Annotated in this window: 22 protein-coding genes; 19 read left to right on the top strand and 3 right to left on the bottom strand. The window is 47.9% G+C overall.

The window, feature by feature from the left end; genetic code table 11:
• Position 1: 1 nt before the first annotated feature.
• The 18 genes from speE (at position 2) to hypD (ending at position 20,224) form a co-directional block, all read left to right on the top strand.
• Entirely contained in the window at positions 2-838 is an 837-nt protein-coding gene (gene speE / locus K300_RS0102510) for a polyamine aminopropyltransferase (RefSeq protein WP_022850090.1), read from the top strand.
• Positions 766-1,671, top strand: a complete 906-nt coding sequence (gene speB, locus K300_RS0102505; protein WP_347336502.1) for an agmatinase — start codon at positions 766-768, stop codon at positions 1,669-1,671. Before speE ends, speB begins: the two co-directional genes overlap by 73 nt.
• A gap of 93 nt (positions 1,672-1,764) precedes the next feature.
• Positions 1,765-2,037, top strand: a complete 273-nt coding sequence (locus K300_RS0102500) for an HU family DNA-binding protein (protein WP_026836251.1) — start codon at positions 1,765-1,767, stop codon at positions 2,035-2,037.
• 1,168 nt (positions 2,038-3,205) lie between these two features.
• On the top strand, positions 3,206-4,207 hold the full coding sequence (gene fbp / locus K300_RS0102495; protein WP_022850087.1) for a class 1 fructose-bisphosphatase: 1,002 nt from the start codon (positions 3,206-3,208) through the stop codon (positions 4,205-4,207).
• On the top strand, positions 4,201-5,031 hold the full coding sequence (locus K300_RS0102490; protein WP_022850086.1) for a deoxyribonuclease IV: 831 nt from the start codon (positions 4,201-4,203) through the stop codon (positions 5,029-5,031). Before fbp ends, K300_RS0102490 begins: the two co-directional genes overlap by 7 nt.
• 30 nt (positions 5,032-5,061) lie before the next feature.
• A complete protein-coding gene (locus K300_RS0102485; protein ID WP_022850085.1) occupies positions 5,062-6,603 on the top strand; it encodes a bifunctional aminoglycoside phosphotransferase/ATP-binding protein in 1,542 nt (513 codons plus the stop codon).
• Positions 6,593-7,582, top strand: coding sequence for an MBL fold metallo-hydrolase (locus K300_RS0102480; RefSeq protein WP_022850084.1), 990 nt, complete (start codon positions 6,593-6,595; stop codon positions 7,580-7,582). The genes K300_RS0102485 and K300_RS0102480 overlap by 11 nt, the downstream gene beginning before the upstream one ends.
• Positions 7,583-7,601: 19 nt before the next feature.
• Positions 7,602-8,444: an alpha/beta hydrolase gene (locus K300_RS15905; RefSeq protein ID WP_162139839.1), complete on the top strand. Its 843-nt coding sequence runs from the start codon at positions 7,602-7,604 to the stop codon at positions 8,442-8,444.
• Between the two features lie 669 nt (positions 8,445-9,113).
• Positions 9,114-9,662: a helix-turn-helix domain-containing protein gene (locus K300_RS0102470; protein ID WP_022850082.1), complete on the top strand. Its 549-nt coding sequence runs from the start codon at positions 9,114-9,116 to the stop codon at positions 9,660-9,662.
• A gap of 24 nt (positions 9,663-9,686) precedes the next feature.
• Entirely contained in the window at positions 9,687-10,592 is a 906-nt protein-coding gene (locus K300_RS0102465) for a proline dehydrogenase family protein (protein ID WP_022850081.1), read from the top strand.
• 52 nt (positions 10,593-10,644) lie between these two features.
• Positions 10,645-12,279 carry an L-glutamate gamma-semialdehyde dehydrogenase gene (gene pruA, locus K300_RS0102460; RefSeq protein ID WP_022850080.1) on the top strand — a complete coding sequence of 545 codons (1,635 nt, stop codon included), beginning with the start codon at positions 10,645-10,647 and terminating at the stop codon, positions 12,277-12,279.
• Between the two features lie 146 nt (positions 12,280-12,425).
• Positions 12,426-13,553 carry a branched-chain amino acid ABC transporter substrate-binding protein gene (locus tag K300_RS0102455; protein ID WP_022850079.1) on the top strand — a complete coding sequence of 376 codons (1,128 nt, stop codon included), beginning with the start codon at positions 12,426-12,428 and terminating at the stop codon, positions 13,551-13,553.
• Positions 13,554-13,636: 83 nt separating this feature from the next.
• Positions 13,637-14,536, top strand: a complete 900-nt coding sequence (locus tag K300_RS0102450; protein WP_022850078.1) for a branched-chain amino acid ABC transporter permease — start codon at positions 13,637-13,639, stop codon at positions 14,534-14,536.
• Positions 14,536-15,489, top strand: a complete 954-nt coding sequence (locus K300_RS0102445; protein WP_022850077.1) for a branched-chain amino acid ABC transporter permease — start codon at positions 14,536-14,538, stop codon at positions 15,487-15,489. The genes K300_RS0102450 and K300_RS0102445 overlap by 1 nt, the downstream gene beginning before the upstream one ends.
• Positions 15,476-16,264 carry an ABC transporter ATP-binding protein gene (locus K300_RS0102440; RefSeq protein ID WP_022850076.1) on the top strand — a complete coding sequence of 263 codons (789 nt, stop codon included), beginning with the start codon at positions 15,476-15,478 and terminating at the stop codon, positions 16,262-16,264. Before K300_RS0102445 ends, K300_RS0102440 begins: the two co-directional genes overlap by 14 nt.
• Positions 16,257-16,982 carry an ABC transporter ATP-binding protein gene (locus tag K300_RS0102435; protein ID WP_022850075.1) on the top strand — a complete coding sequence of 242 codons (726 nt, stop codon included), beginning with the start codon at positions 16,257-16,259 and terminating at the stop codon, positions 16,980-16,982. The genes K300_RS0102440 and K300_RS0102435 overlap by 8 nt, the downstream gene beginning before the upstream one ends.
• Before the next feature lie 77 nt (positions 16,983-17,059).
• The gene (locus K300_RS0102430) at positions 17,060-17,863 is read left to right on the top strand and encodes a glycyl-radical enzyme activating protein (protein WP_022850074.1); all 804 of its coding nucleotides are present in this window, start codon (positions 17,060-17,062) and stop codon (positions 17,861-17,863) included.
• A gap of 3 nt (positions 17,864-17,866) precedes the next feature.
• Positions 17,867-20,224 carry a trans-4-hydroxy-L-proline dehydratase gene (gene hypD, locus K300_RS0102425; RefSeq protein WP_022850073.1) on the top strand — a complete coding sequence of 786 codons (2,358 nt, stop codon included), beginning with the start codon at positions 17,867-17,869 and terminating at the stop codon, positions 20,222-20,224.
• A gap of 175 nt (positions 20,225-20,399) precedes the next feature.
• Here the strand turns inward: hypD and K300_RS16805 are convergent, their stop codons facing one another.
• On the bottom strand, positions 20,400-20,549 hold the full coding sequence (locus tag K300_RS16805; RefSeq protein WP_162139838.1) for a hypothetical protein: 150 nt from the start codon (positions 20,547-20,549) through the stop codon (positions 20,400-20,402).
• A 765-nt stretch (positions 20,550-21,314) separates the two neighbouring features.
• Here K300_RS16805 and K300_RS0102415 point away from each other — a divergent pair.
• The gene (locus K300_RS0102415) at positions 21,315-22,190 is read left to right on the top strand and encodes a DMT family transporter (RefSeq protein WP_022850071.1); all 876 of its coding nucleotides are present in this window, start codon (positions 21,315-21,317) and stop codon (positions 22,188-22,190) included.
• Between the two features lie 39 nt (positions 22,191-22,229).
• Here K300_RS0102415 and proC read toward each other — a convergent pair whose 3' ends face one another.
• Positions 22,230-23,051: a pyrroline-5-carboxylate reductase gene (gene proC / locus K300_RS0102410; protein ID WP_022850070.1), complete on the bottom strand. Its 822-nt coding sequence runs from the start codon at positions 23,049-23,051 to the stop codon at positions 22,230-22,232.
• A 390-nt stretch (positions 23,052-23,441) separates the two neighbouring features.
• A complete protein-coding gene (gene leuB, locus K300_RS0102405; protein WP_022850069.1) occupies positions 23,442-24,518 on the bottom strand; it encodes a 3-isopropylmalate dehydrogenase in 1,077 nt (358 codons plus the stop codon).
• Positions 24,519-24,529 lie beyond the last annotated feature (11 nt).

Raw genomic sequence — 24,529 nt, 5'->3', positions numbered from 1 at the left:
GATGTCTGAATACAGCGAAAAGTATACCGAACACTACGAAGACGGCTCCTCCCTGAGTTTCGAGGTTAAAAAACTCTATTCAGGGGAGAGCGAGTACCAGAAGCTTGATATATATGAGACCGAACACCTCGGCAACCTTATGACCCTCGACGGGCTTGTTATGCTCAATTCCGCCGAGGAGTTCGCCTACCACGAGATGATCGCCCATGTCCCCATGTTTGCACACCCGAACCCCCAAAGGGTGCTTGTTATCGGCGGCGGGGATGGAGGAACTGCTAAAGAGGTCCTCCGCCACGAGTGCGTTAAGGAATGCGTTATGGTGGAGATCGATAACCTTGTTGTGGAGAAATCAAAGGAATACTTCCCCGATCTGCACGATTTCGATAACGAACGCCTGACTCTCCTCATTCAGGATGGCGTTCAATATATAAAAGATAACCCAGGCTCCTTCGATGTGGTTCTTATCGATTCCACAGACCCCATTGGCCCCGCAGTGGGTCTGTTTCAGGAGGAGTTTTATAAGGCAGTTTCTGCTGCTATGAAGGAGGATGGAATATTCTCCGCCCAGTCCGAAAGCCCTTGGATGTATAAGGATATACAGAAAGCGATGTTTGCCGATCTGAAGAAGGTTTTCCCCGTGGTGGATATGTATCTCTCCTTCATACCCTTTTATCCCTCCGGCATGTGGAGCTTCGCTTTCGCATCCAAGGTATATAAGCCCTTCGAGAAGCTGAGAGAGAACGACATAAAAGCGATGGAGCCCGAATTGAAGTATTTCAACTCAGATATAATGAGGGGCTGTTTTGCACTCCCCACCTTCGCCAAAGAGGTGCTCTGATTTATCCCGTATCAAACTGCTTCATCGCCTGCGATACGCCATATAATGAGGCGGAATGGGTCATCTTCGGAGCACCCTATGACGGTACAAGCAGTTACCGGCCCGGTTCCCGTTTCGCCCCCGACAGCATAAGAGCTGCATCCTATGGGCTTGAAACATATTCCCCTGCCCAGGATAAGGATCTTGAGGATGTCAGGATCTGCGATTGCGGCGATGTGGAGCTCTCGTTCGGCGATAAGAAGCGTATCCTTGCTGCCATAGAAGAAAAGGCTGCTGGCTTTGTTCAGGATGGCAAGAAGGTTATCGGGGTAGGGGGTGAGCATCTTGTTACGCTCCCCCTCTTTATGGCCTCAGCGGGCAAGCTTGAGAATCCCGCTCTCATACATCTGGATGCCCATGCGGACCTGCGGGATGACTATATGGGAGAGAAGCTTTCCCACGCAACGGTTGTGCGCCGGATTGCAGATGTTATTGGTGCAGAGAACGTATTCCAATACGGCATACGTTCCGGTACGGCTGAAGAGTTCGCCTACATCCGCTCTAATTCGACCATGAAAACTCCGCCGGAGAAGCTCAAAAGCATTCTAAAGGACAGGCCGGTCTATTTTACCCTTGATCTTGATGTACTTGACCCCGCTTTTTTCCCCGGTACAGGTACCCCGGAACCCGGGGGCTGGAGCTTTAGTGAACTTGTGGGATTTTTCCAATTCATCAGCGGTTTGAATGTTGTTGGATGTGATGTTGTGGAGCTCTCTCCGCACTATGATCACAGTGGTGTTTCGAGCATCACAGCGTCAAAGGTTCTCAGAGAGCTTATTTTAAAGGTATTTTGATCTTGGCATTTTTAATTTAGCAGGTTATTATAGCTTGATTTTAGAGGTTCCTCTGTGTATAAACAGAGAAACTTCTTGAGTGAGGAGGTTGTAGTGAATAAGAAGGAACTGATTGAAATGATCGCAGACAAGTCCGGCCTTAAAAAGGCGGACGCTGAGAAGGCTCTCAAGGCATTTGAAGAGTCAGTAGTTGAAGCTCTTAAAGCTGACGACAAGGTTACCCTTGTTGGATTCGGTACATTCTCTGTTTCTGAGAGAAAAGAGCGCAAGGGAAGAAACCCTCAGACTGGTGCTGAGATGGTTATTCCTTCCAAAAAAGTGCCTAAGTTCGTTGCTGGTAAACTTTTCAAGGACAGCATTGACTAAGCACGTTATCAACGTTTTGATAATCAGCTAATCAGGGAATAAAAAGCTCCCTTCCGAAAGAGGGGAGTTTTTTAATTTCCCTTGATTCTGATTAAATGGGGAAATTCATCATCCTGAGAATTTTCCTGCCGCTCCTCTCGGCAAACCCATCTCTCCATATTTTATTATAGAATTTACCATCCATGGAAATTCCATTGCCGCTACGCTTGGCAAAGCCTTCGCTCCGCTTACTTCCGTGGAAGCCAGTTGCTAATCATACGTCTAAGGTTGAAACCAATAAAGCCAACATCCATGTTAGCTGTTTACTCATAAATCTCTATCGTTAGAATTGAATTATGTTGGCTATAGCGTTTACACTTAAGAGAAAACAACGTGAGACGTAAAAAGGTATTTCGTTAAACAGGTAACTAGTAGCCAATATTCTGTTTAGCTAATAACCCTCTTAATCTTCCCCGAATGTTTTACAGCCGAATGAGCTCTATTGGAACCGCCCGGAAGTTTTGGCCGCACGTGACTGATGAGTTAATCTTAAATGTTGAGCATCTTAAATGTATGAAGTGCGGTTACACTCCTCAGCATCAGCAAAACTTCAGGTGGAAAAAGAGTGAAATGAGGGCACCGCCATCTCTTACGAATTTATGTTAATAAATGAGTAACAATGGGGGCTGGAAAACCCTGAGGGAAAAGTTTTGCATACTTTTGCGCCAAAAGTATGGCGTGCTTTAGCACGAAACACATAAATTAGTGACTTATTTCTAATTATAGTATGAAAGGAAAAGATCGCAGGGAACTTTTTAGGGAACAAAGTTCCCCGCACCCCTCAAAAACTCACCTTGTAGATAACTATTAAGGTTGCGACTCAACAGGCTTCCAAGGATGGAAGCCCTGAAGGCTTAGCTGAATAGGGCTCTGCTCAATTCACGTAGCCGGAAGTACGAGAGGACAAAGTTTCTTTGCCCGAACAACAATGGAATTTCCATGGAAGGAAAATTCCATAAATAGGTTTAGAACAAAGTTCCCCGCACCCCTCAAAAACTCACGTTGGGAATAACTGCTAAGGTTGCTACATAATAAGCCAACTATATCCCGACTATGCTTTACAAAAATTTGCAGATTTTATATCATTAAGATACTGAAAACATACGTTTATTATTCAGGAGTGTAAATCATGGAAGTAGGAGTAACGAATTTAGGGCGCTATCTGCTTGAAGAGCAGAGGAAACACCCCCAGGCCACCGGAGACTTCACTCTTATCATTGAGCAGATTGCATTCGCATGCAAGGTTATAAGCCGTGAGGTAAACAAGGCAGGAATCGTGAACATCCTTGGAAAGGCCAAGAATGTGAATGTCCACGGCGAGGAACAGCAGAAGCTTGATGTATACTCAAACAGGAAGATGATACAAGCTCTCGACCACATCGGCAAGCTCTGCGCCATGGGTTCCGAAGAGGATGAGGAGATCATCAGGATTCCTGATCACTACCCAAAAGGTAAGTACGTTGTTGTTTTCGACCCCCTTGACGGATCCAGTAATATCGATGTAAATATCAGTATCGGAACAATATTTGCCGTTTATAGAAGCATATCTTCATGCAAAGAGGGTGTGGAAGAGGATTTTAAACAGTCTGGCAGAAACCTTGTTGCTGCAGGATATGTGCTCTACGGCTCCAGTACTATGCTTGTTTATACAGCCGGAAACGGTGTTAACGGCTTTACTCTTGACCCCAACATCGGCGAATTCCTTCTTTCCCATGAGAATATAAAGATGCCTGAATCAGGCAAGATATACAGCTTCAACGAGGCTAACTATAACCGCTGGACACCAGAGATACAGAATTACGTTAACTGCCTGCGGAATATGACCGAAAGGCAGTACACCGGAAGATACATCGGCTCACTGGTGGCCGATTTCCATAGAAACCTCCTGAAGGGTGGAGTATTCGGTTATCCCGGTGATTCCAAGAACCCCAAGGGTAAACTCAGGCTCCTTTATGAAGCTATACCTCTCGCCTTCATTATCGAGCAGGCGGGGGGGCAGGCCACCGATGGTGAGCAGAATATCCTCGATATAGTCCCCGAGGAGCTCCACCAGAGAACGCCTCTTATCATAGGTTCGAACTATGAAGTTGATCTTTATAAGCAGTATATGAAGGGTGAAGTAAAATGCTGATAGGCGCCCACGAATCTGCATCCGGAGGGGTTTACAAAGCTGTGGATCGTGCTCTGGCTGATGAGTGCGAGTCCATGCAGGTGTTCGTCAAGAACAACAACCGCTGGAAGGCAAAACCCCTCACAGACAAAGAGATAGAAAAATACCATACAGAGATAGAAAAGCTGGGTGCGGGCAATGTCTGCACCCATGCCTCCTACCTTATCAACCTTGCCACCGATAAGGAGGAAACCTACGAGAAGTCTGTCAACGGAATGAAGGACGAGCTCGACAGATGCGATAAACTCGGCATACCCTACTATATAATCCACCCCGGCAGTCACGTTGGCCAGGGTGAGGAGTTCGGCATCAAGAAGATCGCCGATTCTATCTCTGATATATATAATGACGGAGACTACAAAACCATGCTCCTGCTTGAGATTACAGCGGGGCAGGGGACAAACCTCGGCTACACCTTCGACCAGCTCGGGGAGATCATGGATAAATGCGGACTGGACGAGCGGATAGGCATCTGCCTCGATTCCTGCCATATGTACTCCGCTGGCTACGATATTGTTAATGAATACGATAAGGTTTTCGACAAACTCTTCGACCAGTTCCCGGGCAAGATCAAGGTGTTCCACCTTAACGACACAAAATTCCCCCACGCAAGTAAGCGTGACCGCCACGAGTTCATCGCTCAGGGTGAGATCGGGGAGGATTTCTTCAAGCGTGTGGTGAATGATGAACGTTTTAAGGATGTGCTCGGTGTCCTGGAAACCCCCGTTAAAGGTGATGACACCTATCTGGAAGAGGTTCGTCTCCTCAAATCCTACAGAAAATAACCATACTTATTCCATAGAGGTCTGATTGATATGAGTGATTCCCCCGCAGTGATGATTCTTAAAGAGCTTCTCGATGTTGAAAAAGAGGTAGAAACCCATATATCCCACGTGCTTCTTACTAAAGACCACGTCTATAAGATAAAGAAAAAGGTGGATTTCGGATTCCTCGACTTCTCCAGACTAAAACAGCGCAAGCAGTACTGCCTCATGGAAAAGGAGCTCAACGAGCGTTTCTGTGACGGGGTTTATGAGGATGTCCTCAAAATAGCCCGCAAGGAGAAGAGCTTCGAGCTTGCACCCTTCGACAATACCCAGAACACGGTGGAATACGTTGTTAAGATGAGGCGTATCCCCGAGGGTGATTTCTTCTCCACCCGTGTACAGAATAATGAAATAAGCTATGAAGAAGCTGTGCGTGTCGGCAAGCATATCGGCTCACTCTTCAAGGGGATCAACACCCCGGAGATGCAGGCGAAGGAGGAGGGGGACTACTCCGTAGTCCGCTTCAACTGTGAGGAAAATTTCCAACAGACCGAAGGGTATAAGGATAAATTCATAGATCCCGAAGCCTTCGATTTCATAAAGAAGAAGACAATGGCCTTTCTGGATGAAAACGCTGACCTTTTCCGTGAAAGGGCGGAGAAGGGTTTTGTAAAGAACGGGCACGGTGATCTCCGCATCGAACATGTCTTTTACAACGGCGATCAGATAGGGCTCATTGACTGTATCGAGTTCAACAGACGTTTCCGCTTTAACGATGTAATGTCCGAGATCGGTTTTCTCAGCACGGAGCTTGACCAGGCCGGCAGAACGGACCTTTCCGACGGCGTTCTTGAGGGATTCTTCACAGAGTACGACGATGAGGGGAGCCGGAAGCTCCTGAACTTCTACCGTTGCTATCGTGCCTACGTAAGGGCGAAGGTGACCTGCTTCCTTCTCGCCGAGAAGGGTGAGGAATGGGAGAATTTCAATGATGTCCTTGCTCAGGTCCATGAGCTTATAAGGCTTGCCGTTGTTTATGCTGTGAATATGGATTCTCCTAAAACACTCGTATTCCATGGCCTTATGGCCAGTGGTAAGAGCAAGAACGCCCGATTATTCAAGGAGATTTACCCTGTACACGCCGTAAATTCCGATCACCTCCGCAAAACCTTGGCGGGTATGGACCCCGAAGAGCGGGTATATGTGGACTACGGGACAGAGATATACACGAAAGAACACACCCAAAGGATGTATGAGGAGATGGGTCGGATAGCGCAGAAATGTAGGGAACTTGGCAGGATGTGCATACTGGACGGCAGCTTCTCTAAGAAGGCGTATCTTGAGTATGTCCTCTCCGCTGGTGAGCTTGATTACAGCCTTATACGCTTCTCCGCTCCAGAGGATGTTGTTCAGGAACGCTTGAGGAAGCGTCTTGAGAAGAAGACCGTCTCCGACGGACGTGAGGAGATATATCAAGCACAGAAGGATTCCGCCGAGGATATCGGCTCAGACCTTGATATAGTTACGACGGGTGATCCCAGAGACAACGCCACGGCTGTTATTAAGTTTCTGGTGAGCGATGAAGCTTAATTTCTCCGTTACACAGGTCAACTCACCCTTTGAGGACACGGCCTTTTTTGTGCGTAACACCTATAAGAAACGTTCCCTCCTGTTCGACTGCGGCAAGATAGGCGGTCTTACAAATCAGGAGGTTCTCAGTATATATGACATCTTCATAAGCCACACCCACATAGACCACTTCTACGGTTTCGACCGCATCTTGCGAGGCTCCATAATGGCGGATAAAACCATCCGCATCTTCGGTCCCCCCGGTATAATAAGAAACGTACGGGGGAAGGTGGAGTCATATACATGGAACCTTATCAAGAGTTATCCTATTCGGCTCGAGGTTGTGGAGCTCGATAAAAGCATGGTCCATAAACACGCATTCTTTAAGGCTGAGAATGGATTCGAGCCGGAATACTCCGAGATAGCCCACGATGATATCGACCTTGGGGATGGTTTCATCTTTGACTTCGAGTTCTTCGATCATCGTGTGACATCTGCCGGCTATAAGCTCACCGAGTCTAGGCATATTGCCGCCGATAAGGATGCCATGGCGGAAAACGGACTAAAACCCGATAAATGGTTGGGAGAGCTGAAGGAGCATCTGGCCGCTTCGGGTGATCCGGAGCGCAGATTCACTGTCGATACGGTGGAAGGTGCGAAGGAGTTCAGCTCAGCCGAGCTTGAGGGTATGATAATCCGCTACACCGATCCCCAGAGTATAACGTTTATAACGGATATTGCTCCCAGCTATGATAATTACCGCAAGGCGGTTGAGTTTGCAGAAAACAGTACCATATTGCTCATAGAGGGCGTGTTCATGAAGGAGGATATCCTCCATGCCATGGAGAAGAAGCACCTCACCCTCGACCTAGCAAAGCAGATATACCGGAGGAGCGGTTCAAAATTCGTCCGCTTCTTCCACTTCGCTCCACGCTATGACAGGATGCGCCCCGCTTTTATGAAGCGGCTTTATGAAGGGTTCGAAGGGAATATTCTCTAAGGAATCCTCGGGAGATAACTTGTTCAGCACAAAGCCTAAACACCCTCTGGAACCATTTATCGACCTTGAGGGGATAGATGATGACGAACTGGCCGTTATGGATATCAAAAGGGCGGAAACCGAGGAGGTTTCAAGGCCTGAAAACTATCCGGAGTTCCGTAAAAACGGCAGGGACGGCGTACTTCTTATCCACGGTTTCACAGGTGCTCCCTATGAGATGCGCCCCCTTGCGGATCATCTATACAACGATGGCTACACCGTTTATCTTGCAAGGGTAGCAGGACACGGCTCCAGACCGGAGTATCTTGAGACCATGTCATATCTGGACTGGTACGAATCACTTAAATACGGATACTACCTTCTGAGAAATAACTGCGAACGTATATTCGTGGCCGGGCAGTCCATGGGTGGGCTTTTGGCGGTTAATCTTGCAGTGAACCATGAAGTGGAGGGTCTTATACTTTCTGCCCCATGTTTCAGGGTAAAAAACCGCCTGATCGGGATAGTTCCCTTTGCAAAGCATATTAAAAGGTTCGAGACAAAGGAGATTAAGGAGGAGGACAGAGAGTTCTTCTACGACAGATACTCCCTCGAAGGGCTCCATCAGCTTATGATGCTCATGCGACTTACGGAGGGATGCGCACCCCGGGTTCATGTCCCCACGCTGACATTCCAGTGCAGTCTGGATAAAACCGTTGAGCCGTGTGCATCAGAGCAGTTTCATAAGGATTTGGGAACCTATGATAAGCGTCTTATTATATATGATGACGGCGAAACATCCGTCCATGCGTTAACAACTGAGAGCAATCCCTGGCGACCGGAGATGTTCGCAGAGATCAGCGGCTGGCTTAAACGTTTCTGAAATAAAGAACTGTCTGTTATTTCATTATATTCCTTTATTTTTTATTTAACTTAAGTTCTTATTTAAGGGTGGATATACTATATTAATATCCGAATATCTCTATCTCTACCGGCACTGTAACATGCTGGTATAATTAGTACAATATTAATGATAAGCAGCACTGTTATGCCTCTATATTTCATATACTGAACAAGTTAAATCTATAATAAAGACATCTGTGTTCAGGATAATGCTCAAAATAAATGCAAATTTAATTATAACTATGTTCTGATATTGTCTCGATGCCTTCGGAATGTATTGTAAATAACTGACCGTAGTGTGTAATATGAGGTGAAGAAATATTGTGCAGTGTTTTGCTGTACTTTTAGGCAGTGCATTGTTCCGTTATAAATCCTGATCAAATTTGTTCAGTATCGTAAAAAACAGACTAAACATGGTTTCGTATAATGAATAGAATTCAGGAATTAAAAACAAGATATTGTAGGGCGATAACATTGGAAACGTATCTGTAAACATTGGGGGCTCATTTTGCTTATAATTAAAAGCACAATTATAGCAGTAAGATATGACGAAATTGATAATGTATTGTACCTCCTGGTCAAAAAAATGTTGACTATCACTCTTTGTTCACTATAATGAACAGCATAGGATGTATAACAGAGGTCTATTTTGAAGTTTGGTAAGATGATTAGAGAACTGAGGCAGGAGAGGAATTTGACCCTGCGGGCCCTTGCGGAGTTGAGCGGCTGCAGCACTTCATTCCTTTCTCAGGTAGAGAGGGATTTAATCTCGCCGACTGTGGCAAGCCTCAAGAAGCTGGCCGATGCACTCGGCGTAACCATGACCTCCTTCTTTGAGCAGGATAACAGCACAAAGAGCAGCGTTGTTGTCCGCAGAGGGGAGAGGGTTCGGTTTGCCTCAAAGGGCTCCCGTGTTATTTACGAGTCACTGAAGCCCCTTGAAGCAAACTCCGTACTCGAGCCGCTTTATCAGATCCTTGAATCAGGTGCTTACAGCGGTGACGACTATAACATCCATGTTGGCGAAGAGTTTGTTATAGTCCTTAGTGGAAGGCTTGAGATAACCCTGGATGATGAATCCATCGTTTTGTCAGAAGGGGACAGCGCTATCTATAATTCTAACGTTCCGCACCGCTGGCGGAATATCAACGATGGTCAAACAGAGCTGTTATGGGTGAATACACCCCCAACATTTTAATTTACGGATAGAGGAAGTAAGCGAATGCTAAACGAACTTATTGCCAACACAATGCCCTTTATGCCCAAATCCTTTGTGAGACTGTTTGCTCAGAAGTACGTTGCGGGAAAGTACCCTGAGGATGCCTTCCAGTACACAGAGGATCTGAATCGTGAGGGAGCCGTGGGAACAATCGATCTCCTCGGCGAATTCACAGAGGAGCGCGAAAAGGCCCGTGAAACTGTGGATATGTACAAGCATGTTCTGGACAACATCGTTTCCAGAAAGCTCGGTACAAACATATCCATCAAACCCACAGCCTTCGGAGCGCTGGTGAACATGGACTTCTGCACGGAAAACATCCGTGAGGTTGTCAAATATGCCTATGAGAAGAAGATCTTTGTAAGGATCGATATGGAGGATCACCCCTATACCGATTTCACAATCGATCTTTATCTTCAGCTCAACAAAGAGATGCCCGGCTCTTGCGGTACGGTACTCCAGTCCTATATGAAGAGGACGCTTAAGGATATCGAATACATCGCAGAGAACATCGACAGGGCGAATATCCGCCTCTGCAAGGGTATCTACAACGAGCCCGAGGAGGTCGCATACAAGGACAAGAAGAAGGTTAACGAAAACTTCCTTGATGCCCTTGATCTCCTCTTCAAGAACAAGGCGTATGTGGGTATTGCCACCCATGACGACTATCTCATCGACGGCAGCTACGAGCTGATCAAGAAATACGGGCTCAATAAGGATGATTATGAGTTCCAGATGCTTCTCGGTGTTCGTTCCGAGCTCAGGAAGAAGCTTCTGGCAGACGGCCACCTTCTGAGGATCTACACACCCTTCGGTGAGGACTGGCTCCCATACAGCATCAGAAGATTAAAGGAAAACCCCGCCATAGTCGGTTCGGCTATAAAGGGATTTCTTAAGGGCGGCAAATAAGGCCGCGATATAAATCAACAACCTTAATACTTCAGCAATGGAGAGTAGCATTATGAACAACAGCCAATTTAAAGTACCTTTCCCCACGAACGAGCCTGTAAAGGAGTATCGTGACGGAAGCCCCGAGAAAGCAGAGCTTAAGGCCGCTTTCAATGAACTTAAGGATAACTACACGGAGATCCCCCTTATAATAGGCGGGAAAGAGATCAAAACCGGCAACACTGTTGAGATCACTGCACCCTTCGACCACTCCATAAAACTCGGAAAGTACCACCTCGCAGGCGAAGAAGAAGTTAAGCTCGCCATCGAAGAGTCCATGAAGGCTCGTGAGGCGTGGGGCAAGATGCCCTGGTATGACAGAGCGGCTATCTTCCTCAAGGTGGCAGAGCTCCTTTCCACAAAGTATCGTGCACAGATCAACGCAGCCACCATGCTTTCCATCGGTAAAACCGCCCACCAGGCGGAGATCGATTCAGCATGCGAGCTCATCGATTTCCTCCGTTTCAACGTATTCTACATGCAGCAGATCTACGGCGAGCAGCCCCTTCACAACTCCAAGGGTGTGTGGAACTCCACCCAGTACCGCCCCCTCGAAGGATTCATCCTCGCTGTAACACCCTTTAACTTCACAGCCATTGCAGGAAACCTCCCCACTTCTCCCGCAATGATGGGTAACGTATCACTCTGGAAGCCCTCTTCCGATGCATGTTACGTACCCTATCTGCTCATGAAGATCTTCAAGGAAGCAGGACTCCCCGACGGCGTCATAAATCTTATACCCTGCCGTTCATCCTCACTTTCCGGCATCGCTTTCAGCCACAAAGACTTCGGCGGTATCCACTTCACAGGCGGTACATCCACCTTCAAGAACATCTGGGAAACCATCGGCAAGAACATCTGGAACTACCGTTCATACCCCAGAATCGTCGGCGAGACAGGCGGAAAAGACTTCATCTTCGCACACAAATCCGCAGACATTCAGGAACTCGTTACAGCCAGCGTAAGGGGCGCCTTCGAGTACCAGGGACAGAAATGCTCCGCAGCTTCCAGAGCTTATGTTCCCAACTCCATGAAGGAAGAGTACCTCAAGCGCATGAAGGATATGATCGCAACCATCAAGATAGGTACACCCTACGACTTCAGAAACTTCATGACTGCATGCGTTTCCAAGAAGGCTTATCAGGAGATCACCGAGTATATTGATTTCGCTAAGGATGCCTCCGACGCAGATGTTGTAATCGGCGGAACATACGATGATTCCAAGGGTTGGTACATTGACCCCACGGTTATCGTTACAGACAACCTTGAGTTCAAAACCTTCAAGGAAGAGATCTTCGGACCCGTTCTTACAGTAACATTCTATGATGACGAGAAGTACGAAGAATATCTCAAACTCTGTAACAGCGGCAACGAGTATGCACTCACAGGCGCAATCTTCGCAAGGGAGCGCGAGGCTGTTAATACCGCCATCGAACTCCTTGAGGATTCCGCAGGAAACTTCTACATAAATGACAAACCCACAGGAGCGGTTGTAGGCCAGCAGCCCTTCGGCGGCGGCAGAGGCTCCGGAACCAACGATAAGGCCGGAAGTTACCTTAACCTCATCCGCTGGGTAAACACCAGAACCGTAAAAGAAACCTTCGTACCCCCCGTTGCGTACGAATATCCTTTTATGGAAGCAGAGTAAGTCTATAATTCCGGTAGCGTTAAACGCATAAATAGTGTTACAATGAAAATGCGTTTTATATCGGTACTTTAGAGGGTAGTGAGCGGGCGACTGTCCAGCTCCTGTCCACACAATAAAGTGATAAACCAATTTATGGAGGGTATCGCATGAAGAAACTTTTGGTTATGGTAGCTGTAATGCTTACAGCGGCAGTCTTCGCCACTGGCGCATTTGCAGAAACCATCAAAGTCGGTGTTCAGGCCCCGATCACTGGACAGTACGCTAACGAAGGGCAGGGAATCGACAACGCAGCCCGTCTCCTCGCAGACCAGGTTAACGCCAACGGCGGACTTCTCGGCAAGCAGCTTGAAGTATTCACCTGTGATGACGAAGGTCAGGCAATGAAGGCAGCTATCTGCGGAAAGGAACTCGTTAACAAAGGCGTTATCATGATTATCGGTTCCTACACTTCTTCCGCTGCAGCAGCAGCTCAGAAGACCTACTATCGTGCTGAAGTACTTCAGACAACTGACGGAACAAGCGATGAGCTCGTGGAGAACTGCTACTGGACTTTCTTTAGAAACTCCAACCCCAACTCCGCAGCTGCCGCTTTCACTGCAGACTACATAGTTAAAGAGCAGGATTTCAAGCGCATCGCTATAATCTCTGACTACTCCAGCTATGCTCAGGGTCTTGCAGATGCAGTTACCGATGAGATCAAGAAGCGTGATGGAAACATCGTTTACTCCGGTAAGATCAAGGCCGGAAGCCAGAACTTCACACCTGTACTCACAAAAGTGAAGTCTCTTAACCCCGATGTTATCTACTTCTCCGGCTATTATGCTGACGGCGGTCTTCTCCGTGCACAGCAGGTACAGCTTGGAATCGAAGCTGACTTTATCGGCGGTGACGCAAACGACAACGTAGATTTCGCCAAACTCGCAGGCAAAGCTGCAAAGGGTGCTAAGATCATCAACGTTCCCACACCCGAAATGCTCCCCTACGACAGCGCTAAGACTTTCCTCGCCGACTACAGAGAGAAGTACGGCAAGGATATCCCCTCAATCTGGGCACTTCTTAACGCTGATGGTATGCAGGCTTTCCTCAAAGCTATTGAAGAAACAAAGTCAACTGACACTAAAAAGATGGCTGAGTGGCTCCGTGCTAATGAGATCCAGGGTTACTCCGGTACCCTTAAGTGGGACAAGTGCGGTGAGCGTGTTGGTTCTGCATTCATGGTTTACGAAATCCAGGAAGACGCAAGCTACGACGTAGTCTTCCCCAAAGTTAACTAATTAATCATTTTGCTTAAATACTGGGGCCGTTTCTTCGGCCCCAGTCTAAAAATTACAAAGTAGTAGTCTCAAAGGAAGCTCATATGGATATATTACTGCAACAGATCGTTAATGGTCTGACAATAGGAAGTATATATGCGCTCGTTGCCCTCGGCTACACGATGGTTTACGGTGTGCTTAAACTAATCAACTTTGCCCACGGAGACCTTGTGGCGCTTTCCGCCTATGTTGGTCTTGTAGTTTACATGCAGATAGCCGGCACAATCCCCGGTGCGTTTGCTGTAATTATTATGTTTCTGGTTACTGCTATGGTAATCGCCGTTGTTGGTGTTATCCTCGAACGCCTTGCATACCGTCCTCTCAGGACAGCCCCAAGACTTTCTGCGGTCGTTTCCGCCCTTGGAGCGTCTATGATGATCCAGAACGGTATCATGCTTATCTGGGGTCCCAACATCAGGATCTATCCCTCTGATATTCTGCCGACTACTACATGGACTATCTTTGGCGTTACGGTTACCTTTGTTCAGGTTGTTATGCTTGTTATCACCATCGTCCTGATGGCTGCTCTCACTCTGTTTATAAACTATACCAAATTCGGTACTGCAATCAGGGCTAGTGCCATCAATCAGGACGCCGCCAAACTTATGGGCATTAACGTAAATATGGTTATCGTTGTAATCTTCATCCTCGGTTCCGTTCTCGGTGCTGTGGGCGGACTTTTCATCGGTATGTACTATAAGAGTATTTCATTCAACCTCGGTTGGAACTACGGTCTAAACGCCTTCATCGCCGCCATCCTCGGCGGAATCGGAAACATCCCCGGCTCTATGGTGGGCGGATACCTTCTCGGTCTTTTCACCGCCCTGATATCAGGATACGTCTCTTCCACATGGGCAGAGGCTTTCACATTCATCCTGCTTATCGTTATCCTAATCTTCAGGCCGACGGGAATTCTCGGTGAACGTGTTGCGGAGAAGGTGTAATGAAAACATCAACTATAGGATACATAATCTTTTTGGGAGCCCTTGCGGTTTTCCCCGTAATAGACGATCCCCGCTGGATAACGGTTGTTACAACATTCTGTATCTATTCCGTTGTTGCTCTCAGCGTTGACATAGTGCTCGGACGTGCTGGGATGTTCGATATGGGTCATGCGATCTTCTTTGGTCTCGGAGCCTATATTACAGCTATCCTAAATGCGCACTTCGGGCTTAATGTCCTTATTGCAATTCCGCTGGTTATTATCATCCCGGCGTTATTCGCAATTATTATATCATCCCCCATTGTGCATCTGCGAGGTGACTATCTCCTTGTTGCCACAGTGGGATTCAACATCGTGTTTGAGCAGGTGCTTAAGAATAACCTCTTCGGCCTCACAGGAGGCCCCAACGGTATCTTCGGCGTGGACGCATACGTGTTTGGCTTTTACCTTGATGAACCCCTTGTGGTTTACTATCTCGCCTTCGCTCTGCTCATACTTACCCTCGTAATTATCAGAAATCTTGAGGCGAGCAAAGCGGGTAGGGCGCTCCACTATGTTCAGGAGGATCCCCTCGCATCGGAGAGTATCGGTATTAACCCCAGGTTCTATCGTGTTTTTGCCTTTGCTCTTGGTGCAGCTATTGCGGGTCTTGCAGGATTCCTCTTCACAATCCAGTACGCGGCAGTTAGCCCGGAGGCCTTCGGATTCATGACCTCCGTTCTCTTCTTCGCCATCGTACTTGTGGGTGGAAAAGCCTCCATCCCCGGAATTCTGGCGGGAACATTTATCATGTTCGTGCTTCCAGAGATCTTCCGTGAGTTTGCCACATGGAGATACTTCGTTTTCGGATTCGCCATGATCTTTACCATGGTTATGCGTCCCCAGGGTATCTTCCCCGCTAAATACGGCAAACTCCCTAAATACATGACTGGAGATAACCATGACACTGCTTGAGCTTAAAAACGTAACCAAGGTATTCGGTGGTGTCGTTGCAGTGGACGATCTCTCCTTCAGTGTTGAGGAGGGGCAGATATACGGCATTATCGGACCTAACGGTGCCGGTAAAACCACTGCATTCAACTGCATCACAGGAATTTACAAACCAGAAGGTGGAGAGATCCTCTGGAAGGGTGAGAATATAGCTGGAAAACACCCCTGCGATATCGCAGATAAGGGTATTGTCAGGACATTCCAGAACATCCGCCTCTTTGGAAAGATGAGCGTTGCGGAGAATATAATATCCGGACGTCACCACAAGTCGAAGCAGCAGTGGTGGCAGGGACTCCTCAGAACTCCCGGATATAAGAAGGATGAGGAGTATAACTGGATGCAGGTTAAGGAGATCCTCAAGTTCCTTGACCTGGAAAAGTATGCAACTATCCCCACACAGTCGCTCCCCTACGGTATTCAGAGAAGGGTGGAGATCGCACGGGCACTCGCTATTGAGCCCGAGCTCCTTATCCTCGATGAGCCGGCGGCCGGTCTTAACGATAAAGAGACCTTCGAGCTTGTGGAACTTATATACGAGATTCGCAAACAGGGTGTTACCATTCTGCTCATTGAGCATGATATGGATATGGTTATGGAGCTTACAGACTATATAACCGTTATCAACTTCGGTAAGAAAATCAGCGAAGGAACACCCGACCATGTACAGAACGACCCCGAGGTTATCGAAGCATACCTCGGTGTTGATGACGACGATGAAGAGGAGGCCGTAAATGAGTAATGATTTGCTCCTCTCGGTAAACGACCTTTGTGTAAACTACGGTAACATTCAGGCAATAAAGGGTATCAACTTCCGTGTTAAGAAGGGTGAGATCGTATCCATCCTCGGTGCGAACGGTGCTGGTAAAACAACCACCCTGCGTACCATCAGCGGACTGCTTAAGCCGAAATCGGGTGAGATAATCTATCAGGGTACGGATATATCCAAAGTTCCCGCTCATAAGATTGTCCAGATGGGTGTTTCACAGTCCCCCGAAGGGAGACAGGTTTTCGGAACGCTCACCGTTGAGGAGAACATACGCCTCGGAGCCTTCACAAGGAAGAAGCCCAGCCAGGAAACCATAGACTGGATATACGAGCTCTTCCCTAGACTCCTGGAGAGGAGAAAACAGCTCGCTGGAACACTCTCCGGCGGTGAACAGCAGATGCTCGCCATTTCACGGGCACTTATGGCTCAGCCCCAGCTTCTTCTGCTGGATGAGCCCTCCCTTGGTATCGCACCTATCCTTGTTAAGATGATCTTTGCCGCAGTAAAGAAGATCTCCTCAAGCGGTGTAACAGTACTTCTGGTTGAGCAGAATGCAAAGGCAGCCCTTAAGCTTGCAGACAGAGCTTATGTACTTGATGTCGGTAAGGTTACCATTGAGGGTGATGCGAGTGAACTCCTCAGTGACCCAAGGGTCCAAGAGGCATACCTCGGTAAAAAGGCAGCAAACTAATATAATAACCGGGGCATGCGCTAAGCGTATGCCCCTTTTTTGTAACTTGATATTGCGGTTGCTTACGGAAAATGGTAATGGATAATAAGACTAAAGGGATGATATTTAACTTTAAAAAGTACGCCGTTCATGACGGCCCCGGCATCCGGACAACGGTCTTTCTGAAAGGCTGTCCTATGGAGTGCTGGTGGTGTCATAATCCGGAGGCGAGAAACGCTGCACCGGAGAAGATTGAGAAGAACATCAAGCTGGACGGTATAACGAAGAAAACATATAAGACCATCGGGCGCGAGATGAGCGTCCGGGAGGTTATGGACGAGGTGGAGAAGGATCTTATCTTCTATGAGTCCTCCGGCGGCGGGGTAACATTCTCCGGCGGTGAGGTATTTGTCCAGAAAGACTTCCTCTTCGGCTGTCTCAAAGAGGCCAAGAGGAGAGGGATGCATACCTGTATCGATACAACAGGCTACACCTCCGCAGACAATATGGAGAAGGCTATTGAGCTGACAGACCTTTTCCTCTATGACATAAAGTTTGTGGATGATGAACAGCATAAAAAGTACACAGGGGTTTCCAACGAACGGATACTGGACAATATTAGAAGGATAAGGGCATCCGGCACACCTCTCAGGGTTCGTTTCCCGCTTATACCGGGGATAACGGACAGCAGAGAAAACCTGCGTGATGTAGCTGAGCTTACCGCATCGCTCACGGAAACAGAGATAGATGTTCTCCCATACCACAGGATAGGGAGTGACAAATACAGCAGACTCTCCATGCCATACATGATGGATGGTGTGAAAGAACCAACAGAAGAAGAGGTTCAGAAGGTCTGTGATTACTTCAAAAGCTACGGCCTTACGGTCGGAGTAGGAGGATAGTACATGACAGAACGTATCAAAATGCTCAGAGAGCAAAGCCTTAATGCAGTCCCCACAGTTTCATCAGAGCGTGGTGTGCTGTTAACCGAATTCTATCAGAGCGGAGCCGCAGACGGTCTTTCCGTACCTGTTCAGCGTGCTAAAGCCTTCTACTATATAATGGATAAAAAGGAGCTCTGCTTCCACGACGGAGAGCTTATTGTCGGCGAAAGGGGGCCGTCCGCCAAGGCGACACCCACATACCCCGAGGTGTGCATCCACTCCGAGCAGGATCTCGATATGCTCGATTCACGTGAAAAGGTGTTCTTCAAGGTGGGCGACAAGGACCGCAAGGATCACCTTGAGAAGGTGTACCCCCACTGGCACGGCAAGTCCCACCGTGAAAAGGTTATGCTCCATATGACAGAAGAGTGGAAGAATGCCTACGCTGCCGGTGTTTTCACAGAGTTTCAGGAACAGCGTGCTCCCGGTCACACAGTGCTCGGTGAGAAGGTTTTCCGCACCGGACTTAACGGCCTCAAGGAAGAGATCGCCGATGCCATAGCCGCCCTTGATTTCTATAATGACCCCGAAGCCTTTGATAAAAAGGAAGAGCTGACGGCTATGGATATAGCCGCCGATGCTGTTATAAACTACGCAGAACGCCATGCAGACGCACTCAGAGGCCTTGCAGAGCTTGAAACCGATGAGAAGCGCAAGCTTGAACTTCAGGAGATGAGCGCAATCTGCTCCAGGGTTCCCGCCAATGCACCCGAGACTTTTTGGGAGGCTCTGCAGTTCTATTGGTTCCTACATGTGGGTGTGATCACCGAAACTAATCCATGGGACTCCTTTAACCCAGGCAGGCTGGATCAGCATCTGTATCCCTTCTACAGCAATGATATGGATACCGGAGCCATAACCGAGGAGAGCGCAAAGGAACTGCTCGGCTCATTCTGGATCAAGTTCAACAACCATCCCGCACCCCCGAAGGTGGGAGTTACGGCGAAGGAGTCTAACACATATACTGATTTTGCCCTAATCAACGTTGGAGGGCTCAAAGCGGACGGCAGTAATGCTGTTAACGATTTTTCCTATGTGCTCCTTGACGTTATTGAGGAAATGAGGCTTCTACAGCCTAGTTCGATGGTGCAGATCTCCAAGAAAACACCTGATCGTTTCCTCAAGAGGGCGCTAAACATCATAAAGACGGGCTTCGGCCAGCCATCAATATTCAACAGCGATGCGATTGTTCAGGAGCTTGTCCGTCAGGGCAAGGATATTGTGGATGCCAGAAACGGCGGGGCTTCCGGGTGTGTTGAGTCCGGTGCATTCGGCACAGAAAGCTACATACTTTCTGGTTATTTCAACCTCACAAAGATCCTTGAGCTAACCCTCTACGGCGGCTATGATAAGCGAACAGAGAAGCAGGTCGGTCTCAATATAGAACCTGACTTCAACACCTTTGAAGAGCTTATGGCGGCCTATGAGAAACAGCTCAACTACTTCATAGATATTAAGATACGTGGCAATAACGTTATAGAGCGTCTCTATGCTGAGCATATCCCAGTACCCTTCCTTTCCATACTTGTTGAGGACTGCATAAGCAAGGGTAAGGACTACAATGACGGCGGTGCAAGGTACAACACCACATATATTCAGGGTGTGGGCCTTGGTTCCATAACAGATTCTCTCACATCACTCAGGTATAACGTTTACGACAAGGAGCGTGTAAGCCTTAAGCAGATGCGTGAGATACTTGATGCAGATTTCGATGGATACGATGACGAGCGCATCATGTTCCTTGAGGATACACCGAAATACGGCAACGATGATGACTATGCCGATGAGCTCTCCGTTCAGGTTTTCGAGATGTTCTATGAAGCTGTTAATGAACGTCCTAACACGAAAGGTGGGCACCACAGGATCAACATGCTCCCCACCACATCCCATGTTTACTTCGGAAGCGTTATCGGCGCAACACCCGATGGGCGTAAAGCGAAGATACCGCTCAGCGAAGGAATCTCACCTGTTCAAGGAAGCGACAGGAACGGCCCCACGTCCGTTATCAAGTCTGCCTCCAAGATAGACCACATCAGAACCGGCGGTACGCTTCTGAATCAGCGTTTCTCCGTGGACTTCATGCACACGTATGAAGGGATAGACAAGGTCGCAAATCTTGTTCGCTCGTACTTCAAGTTGGACGGTCATCATATCCAGTTCAACGTAATGAACGTAGATAAACTCCGTGAGGCTCAGAAGAAGCCGGAGAACTACCGTGACCTTATCGTCAGGGTTGCTGGCTATTCGGACTATTTCGTTGATATCACCGAAGAGCTCCAGGAGGAGATTATCAAGAGGACTGAGCACGAAGGGGTGTAAGTATAGCGTTTAGGGGGAGATATTCATGAATATTTCCCCCTAATATATCTATGGAATTTCCCATCCATGGAAATTCCATTGTTGTTCGGGCAAAGGGACTTTGCCCTCTCGCACTTCCGGCTACGTGAATTGAGCAAAGCCCAATTCAGCTCCGCCTTCAGGGCTTCCATCCATACTAATCTGGGAAATTCATCATCCTGAGAATTTCCCTGCCGCTCCGCTCGGCAAAGCCTTCGCTTCGCTTACTTCCGTTACAGAATATGAAGCATAGCTCCATATTCTTCACTTCAGAGGCTTCCATCCATGGAAGCCTGTTACGTATCAACCCCAAACGTATGATTAGCAAAAGCTTTCATTGATGAAAGCGCGCTTGCGTAAGTGAGAAGGAAGCCTCTTTCTTCGAACGGCAGAATAATTTCCATGGACGGGAAATTATTCAGATAAATAAAGGAGTTTTTGAGGGGTGCGGGGAACTTTGTTCCCTAAAAAGTTCCCTGCGATTTTTGCTTTCACACTTATACTCGAAATAAGTCACTAACTTATTTGTCTTGCGCTTATGCGCCACATACTTTTTAGAAAAGTATGCAAAACTACTCCCTCAGAGTTTTTAATCCGTCATTGTTACCAGCATTTTAATAAAATACTGATAACTGATGACGGTACCCTTGCTTCGCACTCCCTTTTCCTGAATATTTCCTGATTCTGAGGAGGTTATTAACTAATCACAGTTAACCGAAGCCACTATTCATAGATTCAGCAATGGTTGTCGTGCGGGAAATATTCCGGGCGGAAAAGTGAGTACTCGTTCGGCTTAAAAACATTCAGGGAAGAAAAGAAAGGAACGTGTACGCAACAACTACATGGTCGAATGTATGACTACTGAACAAACAGATCCACACGGGGCACGTTGTTTTGCTCGCACCGGGCACGTGACAGCATACTTTATAACGGTCTGCGTCGTCATTAATCTAGGAAATTGTAGGGAAACCTTCCCCTTAGGAACCCCTTAAAAACCCATTTAGAAAAAATCATTTTACTTGGGGCACCTAAATCATTACAATCGTGTTTCATTCATTTTTGTAGGTGTGTCATGATTAATAATAACTTAGCGGGAAAACTTCTCGTAATCTCCGCCGCCGTTCTTTGGGGAACAACGGGCACTACACAGGCGCTTTCACCCGAAGGTGCATCACCTCTGGCAGTTGGTGCCTTAAGGCTTGCCATAGGCGGTACGGCACTATTCCTTATCTACATCAGCAAGAACGGGTTCTCCGCATGTAAAAAATGGCTGAACAGTGTGACGCTCTCCGGTGCACTCTTCATTGCACTTTACCAGATATGCTTCTTTAGCGGCGTTTATATGACGGGTGTGGCTGTGGGAACCATCGTTGCCATCGGCAGTTCACCCATGTTTGCCGGCCTGCTTGGCAGTCTGGTTATGAGAGAGGGGTTGTCTAAGGCATGGTACGTATCTTCGGCTCTGGCAGTAGCCGGCGGCACTGTTCTTGTTCTAACAGGTAGCAAAGAGGGTGTCAGCATCAATATATACGGAATCCTTCTCGCACTGGGAGCCGGCGCTTCCTATGCTCTTTATACTCTTACAAGCAAGCTTCTCCTTGAGCGGAAGCTGAAACCTAGCGAGGTTATGGCATCCCAGTTCTTTTTTGGTGCATTCATGCTTGCGCCCTTCCTGTTCATCAACGACATATCCTGGACGGTGACCGTTCAGGGTGCACTCCTGATGGCGCACCTCGGGCTTATCGTGACCACACTGTCCTATGTGCTTTTTGCAAGGGGGCTGCAGTACGTTAAGGTTTCTACTGCGGGAACGCTTGCCCTCGCAGAGCCTCTTACGGCAGGGTGCCTCGGTATATTCTTCCTTGGTGAAGCTGTGAGTCCGGGGACAGTGACGGGGATAGGTCTGCTGATAGCAGGGCTTGTGGTTCTCAGCGTAAACAGGACATGAAAAAGGCCGGTTGAAAATCATTCCGGCCTGTTTAGTTGATTAATCGTCCTTCTTAGTCTTTCCAAGTTCTCTTGATTTCAGCGTTGCAGCCTCAACTGCATCGATGACCGCCGGACGAAAGCCCGCCTTGTCCATGGCGTGGAGCGCCTTGATCGTTGTTCCGGCGGGTGTTGTTACGTTATCCTTGAGCTGGCAGGGGTGTACGCCTGTCTCAAGTACCATCTTAGCAGCTCCCATGACGGTCTGGGCAGCGAGGAGGGTTGCGTTGGCACGTGTGAGCCCCATGTTAACACCTCCGTCGCTAAGAGCGTCGATAAACATGTATACAAAGGCGGGGCCGCTTCCTGAAAGGCCTGTGATGGCGTCCATCCTGTCCTCTTTCACCACAACGCACACACCCACGAGCTCGAAAATCGACTTGATAAGATCTACATCATCATCTGTGGCGTGGCTTCCTGCGCAGACCGCTGTTGCGCCTGTCATAACGAGGGCAGGGGTGTTTGCCATTACACGCACAACCCTTGTCCCCTCGGGGAGGTGGGACTCGATGGTGGGGCACTGGACACCTGCGGCGATGGATACAACAAGCCGGTCACCTATATCATCCTTAAGCTCATCGAGCACATCGGGGATAATCTGGGGCTTGGTGGCGATGAAGAGTATGTCGCAGAAATCAACGGTTCTTTTATTATCTATGTTGGCTTGGCCTACCTTGTACTGGGTTTTGAACATATCGAGGCGGGCTTCATTGATGTCCGAAACGGCTATGAGTGCGGGGTTTGTCTTCGTGGTGATACCACGGACGATCGCCTCCGTCATGTTGCCTGCGCCAATGAATCCGATCTTGTAGTTTCTAAGCATAGAATCTGCTCCAATATATGAAGATTTTATATAAAGATTTCGATAATTTTATCAATTTACTCTTATTTTGGCTAGAATAATCTGCGGGACGGGGATAATGTCTGTTTGTAAAAATTCTCGCTATGACGGGGAAAATACTTGTGTTTCCATGTTTGGTATCTGCATTTATTGTCAGATAGATACGTTAGACTGTTTGAATCTTGATTTTATGTTTGGAATTTCCCATATATTAAAAGCTTATCGTATCGAACTCAATATTTGCCAAATCTGTTTTTAAGAGGAGCTTTATACATAAAGATTAAACAATGTATTAGTTACTTACAATTATTCTTATAACAAAAAAGCCCCTTCGTTTTTGAAGGGGCTTCATTATTTGATATAGAGATATGTTTATATTCTTTCTACGATAAGGTCGCCCATTTCGTCGGTATTAACCTTAGTTTGTCCTTCACCTTCACGGAAGAGGTCGCCGGTTCTGTATCCTTTTTCGAGGATATCTTCGATGGCCTTTTCAATGGAGGTTGCTGCATCATCCATATCGAAGCTGTAGCGTATCATGAGTGCGGCGGAGAGTATCTGCGCAATGGGGTTTGCGATGTTCTGCCCTGCGATATCGGGTGCCGTTCCGCCTATGGGTTCATAGAGCCCGAAGCCGTCTGAGTTTATAGATGCGGAGGGGAGCATGCCGAGGGACCCTGTGAGCATGGCGGCTTCATCGCTGAGTATATCGCCGAACATGTTTCCGGTTACCACAACATCAAACTGCTGGGGGTAGCGAACGAGCTGCATTGCGGCGTTGTCCACGTACATATGGTTCAGCTCAACATCGCTGTATTCCTTTTCGTGGAGCTTTGTAACGGTTTCACGCCAGAGAACGCTTGTCATGAGCACGTTTGCCTTGTCCACGCTGGTTACCTTGTTATCCCTGATTCTTGCGGCTTCGAAGGCAAGCCTTGCGATACGCTCAATCTCGGGGACGGTATATACCATAGTGTCCATTCCTCTCTGCCTGTCTTCGCTGATCTCCTTGGGCTGGCCGAAATAGATGCCGCCAGTGAGTTCACGGAAGAATGCGATATCAAGACCATCGGGGATGAGTGTATTCTTGAGCGAGCTGGAATCGATGAGCGCCTTGAATATCTTAACGGGACGGATGTTGCAGAAGAGCCTGAAGTGCTTTCTCAGGGGGAGCAGGGCACCCCTCTCGGGCTGTTTTTCAGGAGGAAGGTTCTCCCATTTGGGTCCGCCCACAGAGCCGAAAAGGATAGCCTCGCTCTCTTCGCAGAGCTTGAGTGTTTCCTCGGGGAGGGGTGTTCCGTGGTTGTCTATGGCGATTCCGCCCACATCTGCTGATGTGAACTGGAACTCCTTACCGTATTTGTCCGAAACCTTCTCAAGCACCTTGATTGCCTGCTTCATAACCTCGGGACCAATACCGTCGCCGGGGAGTACCGCTACTTTATACATAAAAACCTCCG

The organism is Limisalsivibrio acetivorans (assembly GCF_000421105.1).
Classification (GTDB): Bacteria; Chrysiogenota; Deferribacteres; order Deferribacterales; family Geovibrionaceae; genus Limisalsivibrio; species Limisalsivibrio acetivorans.
This window is presented reverse-complemented; position numbering and strand designations above follow the sequence as displayed.